This is a genomic window from Pararhodospirillum oryzae (assembly GCF_007992075.1).
GTDB lineage: Bacteria > Pseudomonadota > Alphaproteobacteria > Rhodospirillales > Rhodospirillaceae > Pararhodospirillum > Pararhodospirillum oryzae.
Genome location: NZ_BJZO01000100.1, coordinates 1 through 5,840 on the forward strand (window position 1 = coordinate 1; position 5,840 = coordinate 5,840).

At 69.7% G+C, this 5,840-nt stretch carries 4 protein-coding genes; 3 read left to right on the top strand and 1 reads right to left on the bottom strand.

Annotation, left to right across the window (positions count from 1 at the left end; translation table 11 throughout):
- Nucleotides 1–152 precede the first annotated feature (152 nt).
- Genes ROR02_RS14350 through ROR02_RS17465 form a run of 3 tightly spaced genes read left to right on the top strand, consistent with a single transcriptional unit; the run spans nt 153 to nt 4,637 of the window.
- Nucleotides 153–1,484, top strand: a complete 1,332-nt coding sequence (locus ROR02_RS14350) for an MFS transporter (RefSeq protein ID WP_147164733.1) — start codon at nt 153–155, stop codon at nt 1,482–1,484.
- A complete protein-coding gene (locus ROR02_RS14355) occupies nt 1,481–3,586 on the top strand; it encodes a TonB-dependent receptor (protein WP_147164734.1) in 2,106 nt (701 codons plus the stop codon). The genes ROR02_RS14350 and ROR02_RS14355 overlap by 4 nt, the downstream gene beginning before the upstream one ends.
- 13 nt (nt 3,587–3,599) lie before the next feature.
- Nucleotides 3,600–4,637 carry a class I SAM-dependent methyltransferase gene (locus tag ROR02_RS17465; protein ID WP_147164735.1) on the top strand — a complete coding sequence of 346 codons (1,038 nt, stop codon included), beginning with the start codon at nt 3,600–3,602 and terminating at the stop codon, nt 4,635–4,637.
- Nucleotides 4,638–4,665: 28 nt separating this feature from the next.
- On the opposite strand, the gene ROR02_RS14365 is transcribed toward ROR02_RS17465, so the two are convergent.
- Nucleotides 4,666–5,685: a helix-turn-helix transcriptional regulator gene (locus tag ROR02_RS14365; RefSeq protein ID WP_147164736.1), complete on the bottom strand. Its 1,020-nt coding sequence runs from the start codon at nt 5,683–5,685 to the stop codon at nt 4,666–4,668.
- Between the last annotated feature and the right edge of the window lie 155 nt (nt 5,686–5,840).

Genomic DNA, 5,840 nt, shown 5'->3' on the forward strand with positions numbered 1-5,840 from the left:
TGAAGACCCCGCAAGCCCTCAGGCTTGCGGGGTTTTTTTGCGCCGGCGCTCGGGATCGCCCGATGGTCCGCGCCGTTCGGGCAATGACGGAGCAAGGAACAAGGCCCCGATAGGATCGGTGGGCCGATCCCTTCCTTGCCCGGAGCCCGCCCATGTCCGCCGCCCCCTGTCCGACGCCCCCCTGTCCAACGCCCCCTCCCCGGCTTGCCGCCCCCTTGCGGCGGGGGTCTCGCGTTCTCGTCGCGGCGCTGGCCGCCAATGCGATGGGACATTCCTTCGTGCTGATCTCCCTGCCCGCCCTGGGGCGGGAAATGGGTTTTGGCGATGTGCAAACCGGGGCGCTGCTCAGCGTATCGGCGCTGGTTCTCAGCGTGTCCGCGCCGGCGTGGGGGTCCTGGAGCGATGCCCGGGGGCGGCGGCGGGTGCTGATCCTTGGACTGGTCGCCGCCGCCTTGTTCCCGGCGCTGCTGGCGATCGTCGCCCACGCGCGCCTGTCCCTTGCCATGCCGGCCTCCCTGGCCTTCGCCGTGCTGCTGGGCGGCCGGCTTGCGCAGGCGGCGGGGGCCGGAGCCCTCATGCCCACGGCCCAGGCCTATCTGGCCGACATCACCAGCGCCGAGGGCCGGGCCAGCGGCATGGGCCTGATGGGCGCGGCGTTCGGCGTGGGCACCCTTGCCGGGAGCGCGCTGGCCCTCGGCCTGGGGGGCGACGGCATGGGGATCGCCCTGGGCGTGATCACCTTTGTCATCGCCCTGGCCGCCTGGGGAGCGTGGCGGGCCCTGCCCGAACCCCCGCGCGTCCCGCTCGCGAAAACGCCGGCGGACTTTCGCGAGATCGCGGGCAAGATCGCCCCGTTCCTGCTCCTCACCGTGTGCGGCCTGGCCGTTTACGGGGTGATTCAACAAGTCACGGTCCTGCGTTTGCAAGATGGCTTTGGCCTGGGGGGCGATGCCTCGGTTCGCGTGTCCGGCGGCTTGATGATGGTGACCATGCTGGCCATGATCCTGACCCAGGGCATGATCGTGCGGCGGCTGGCCTGCCCCCCCGGGCGCCTGCTGCGCCTTGGCACCTTGGGGGTCGTGGTGGCGTTGCTGCTCAGCCTGGCCCCCCTCGGGCTGGCGGGGCTGGCCCTGGCCATGGGCGGACTTGGGGCGGCGCTGGGCCTCGCCTTGCCGGGCAACCTGGCCGCCCTCAGCGTGCGAGCCGGACCCGGGGCGCAAGGACGCGCCGCCGGCCTGAATGGCCTGGCCCAAGGCGCCGGGATGGCCGCCGGCCCCCTGCTGGGCGCCACCTTGCACCAGGTTTCTCCCCTGGCCCCCTACGCCGCCGCCGCCGGGATCATGGTGATCGGGGGCATCGTGGTCTGGATCGCGACCCGGCGCGGCTGTTCGCCGGATGCTCCCGCCTGTTCGCCGTGCGGGCGCGCGGAGGCGGGCCGGTCGTGTACGGACGAGACATCCCAGTCCGAGGAGGTTTCGTCATGATCCGCCCCCGCTCTCTCCCTTGGGCCCCGGCCCTGTCGTTGCCCGTGCTGCTGAGCCTGCCTGTCGCGCCAGCCCTGGCCGAGGACAGCGCCGAGAGTCCCCCCGGGTCGATCGTTACCTTGCCCCCCCTGACCGTGGAAGCCCGGCACTGGGCCGAGGAGGCCCACGCCGTGCCCGGCAGCGTGGAGGTTCTGACCCGGGAGCGCCTGGAAAACCCCTTATGGGGCTCGGTGGGTTCCGTGGCCAAGGTGTCTCCCAACGCACGGATCGAGGACTCCTCGGTGCAAACCCGGGTTGTCCTGCGCGGCATGACCAGCGCGAACACCGGCCTCCAGGATCCGGTGGGCTTCGTGGTCAACGACGTGGCCCTGCCCCTGGGCGCCTCGCAGGCACCGGCCCTGTTCGACGTGGAGCAGATGGAGATCCTCAAGGGACCGCAAGGCACCTTGTTCGGCCGCAACACCGAGGCCGGCGCCCTTCGCGTCACCACCACCGAACCGACCTGGGCCCCCGAGGGCTGGGCGAGCGTGAGCCCGAGCCTGCAAAACACGGGCGCGCGCTGGGAGCCGGTCTACACCGGCGCCGCCGGTCTTTCCGGGACGCTGATCAAGGACCGGCTGGCGGGCTCCCTGGCCGTGCGGGGCACCCAAACCAGCGGCGTGTACCGCAACACCACGGATGACGCCGACGACGGCGGCCACCTGGGACGCTGGTCCTTGTCGGGCGGCCTTGGCGGGCGGATCGGCGATGACACGAAAATCAGCCTGAAAAGCGTGGTCGACCGCACCGACATGGGCAAGCAGCGCATGCGCTACCTGACCGGCCCCCATGCCAGCGATCCCTACACCACGCGCTACAGCTCCGATGCCTGGGACGAGAAGACCACGGCCGTGCAGTCGCTGCGCGTGGACCATCACTTCGAGGGCGTGGACCTCGTCAGCATCACCGGCTGGACTCATTTCGACCGGAATTTTCAGATGGATCTGGACACCGGCCCCCTGCCCACCTTGCCGACCCTGCTGGACCATCAAGACGATACCCTGTCGCAGGAACTACGGGTGATGTCGAACGATCCGGCCTCCCGCTGGCGCTGGCTGGCCGGTTTGCACACCTACCAGGAATGGAGCACCCTTCAGTACAAGTCGCAGACTCCCCGCACGACCCGGGATCTGGACATGGACCAGACCGGCGTTGCCGGGTTCGGGCAGGTGGAAGTGCGCGTGGCCGGGCATCTGCGCCTGGGCGTGGGCACGCGGCTGGAGTGGATCGATCAACACGGCAGCATGTCCCTTGCCCGCGCCGCCGAGCGCTCCACCTTCGGCGACGATCTCTCCACGCTGACCGTGCTGCCCAAGGTTTCCGCGGCCTACGACCTGACCCCCGACCTGATGATCTACGGATCCCTGGCGCGGGGCTACCTGCCGGGCGGATACAACTACAGCATGGCCACCGGTCGCACGTCCCTGACCTATGACCCCGAATACAGCTGGACCACCGAGGCCGGCGTGAAGGCGCGGTTGTGGGACCGGCGCCTCAACGCCACGCTGACGGCATTTCGCACCGTGACCGAGGACAAGCAGATTCTTGATCTGGAACCGGGCGGAGCCCAGACCTTCAGCAACGCCGCCGAGGCCGAGATTGTCGGGCTGGAAGGGTCGCTGGATGCGCGCGTGAGCGACCACTGGAACCTGTTTGGCACCCTGGGCCTGCAACACAGCGAGGCCACCCGCTACACCACCACCGTGTCGCGGAACGGACAACAGGTCCAAGTCGACCTGTCGGGCAAGAAGCTCCCCATGGCCCCCGGCGCGACATGGTCGGCGGGGGCACGCTACGACGAGGGCGACGGCTGGTTCGCCGAGGGCAGTCTGAACGGGGCGGGCTCGTCCTATTTCGACAGCCAGAACACCTTGAAGCAAGACGGCTTCGTGCTGGTCGATGCCGAAGTGGGCTATCGCTTCGACAAAATAGAGGTCGCGCTTTGGGGCGCCAACCTGACCGGGGCCAACGTTTATGGCCGCGCGGTCAGTGCCCCGCTGGGCGTAATCGTCGAGGATGGCGCGCCTCGGGAAGTCGGCGTGCGCCTGCGCATGACCTGGTAAGGGAGAGACCCTCATGACCCATTCCCCGGCGGCCACCCGCGAGCGTGCCCCCGATCCCGCCTTTGCCGCGCGCCTGTTCGATCTGGTCCAGGCCCCCTTGCGCTGGCAACTGATCGAGATTGGCTTGACCCTGGACCTGTTCGACCGCCTCCCGACCGCCCGGACGGCGGCGGACATGGCACGGGAGCTTGACCTGGATCCCCGCCGCCTCGCCCTGGTCCTGGATGGCCTGAGCGCCCTGGGCGCCCTGGGCAAGCAAGACGGCCACTACGCCCTGACAGCCGAGGGGGCGGCCTATCTTTCCAGTGCCGGCCCGCTGTCCTTGCGCCCCATGCTGCTCAACCTGGCGTCGCGGCGCCATGCGGCGCTTGCCGATCTGCTGACGGAGCCGCCCCCCCCGCCGCTCGACATGAGCGATCCCGCCTTCTGGACCCGGGCGGCGGCCAATCTGCGCGCCTTCCATCGTGCCATGGCCCTGCCGGTGATGCTGGAAGCCCTGGAGGGGCTGGCGTCCTGGCCCCGGGCCCGCCGGGTGCTTGACCTGGGCGCGGGGTCCGACGTGCTGGCCCGCGCCATCGTGGCGCGTTCCCCGGAAAAAACCGTGACGATTCTTGATCTCCCCCCCCTGGCCGCCGCCCTGGCCGAGGGCGTGGCCGCCGACGGCCTGGAGGACCGGATCATCGTGCGGGCCGGGGACTACAACACGGCCGATCTGGGCCAGGGCCATGACGTGGCCTGGGCCTCGATGACCTTGTATTACGCCCACGACCTGGAAGCCCTGTGCGCGCGGGTGGGGGCGGCCCTGGCCCCCGGGGGAGTATTCGTCAGTTTTCACGAAGGCCTGACCGACGAACGCACCCAGCCCGAACTTCATGTCGTGGGACGGCTGACCACGGCGTTGCGCGGTCCGAATCTGTCGTTCGACCACGGCCGCATTGCCTCTGCCTTGCGGCGGGCCGGCTTCGCCCGCGTGGACAGCCATCCGGTCGCGACGCCCTTTGGCCTCATGCACCTGGATGTGGGATGGAAGACACCCCCGGCCGGCCCATGAGCCCCCATCCCCTCGGCCCCCGATCCCCTCATGAGGGGATCGGGGAGGATCCCGTTTCCTCCCCGGTTTCCTCCTCGCGGGCGTCCCCGGGGTCTTGTCGCCTGTACTGGGCCGGAGAACACCCGTAGCGCTCGCGGAAGGCGGCGGCGAAATGGCTGGAGCTGCTAAAACCGCACAGGAAAGCAATGTCGGTGATGCTGTGCGCGTCCTGGCGCAGGTGATGACAGGCGCGCTCCAGCCGGTAATCGCGCAGCCAGGCAAACACCGTCGTGCCGTAGGCGCGGCGAAAGCAGCGGTTCAGGCGGGCATGGCTCATGCCGGCCTCGCGGGCCAGATCCTCCAGCGCCGGAGGATGACAAAGATCCGCCGTCAGGGCGTCGATCACCCGCGACAGGGGGCGGCCAGCATCGACCACTTCGCGCCAGGGCGCGCCGTCGTTTCCCAAGGGCCCCAGGCCGCGCGCCAGCAAGGCCAGGGCCTGGCTTTCCGCCATCAGACGATCCAGCGGCCCGTGCAACGGGTTGGTCAGCAGCGTTTCCAGCCCGAACCGGCCCGGCGGCCCCTGGTCCAGGCGAAGGGCGCGGCTTCCCCGGCGCGGCCCGCGCGCTCCCTCCAGGCACTCGGCCACCCGGTCGGCGGGCACCTTCAAGGCGACCATCGACGCCCGGGCCTGGGCCGGCGTCCAGCGGTGCACGCTGGCATCATCCCCCTGGAACAGCCACACGTCGCCCTGGCGCACCACATGACGCGGGCCTGCCGCGCCAAAGCTGAACAGGCTGGAGCCGTCCAGGCAAAAGCACAAGGTCCAGGTCTGGCCCGCCTGTTCGATGCACGAGGCGAAATCTTCCCGCAACCGGGCCTCGCTGGCCGTCACGGTCATGCCCGCCCCGACCCGACCGATCCGGAAACTCACCTGGTCGTGCCCCTGCAAGGGCACGACGGTCTCCCGCCATCCGACCGACGACGGCAGGTAGGCGGACCAGTCGCGAGAATCGACCCTCAGGCTGGACGGCGGAGTCGGGCGTGCGGAAGAATCGAGGGGGCTCATGCTCTCTCCGGAGCCACGACACCAAAAAAAACCAGGGCACGCGCGCGTGTCCTGGCTTCATGGTAATGCAACGACGACGCATTCGCAATTCATAAGGAGGGACTTCCGAGGCAACCGGGTGAAGCCCTGGATGCCCTCGGAAGAGGGTTCCCCAA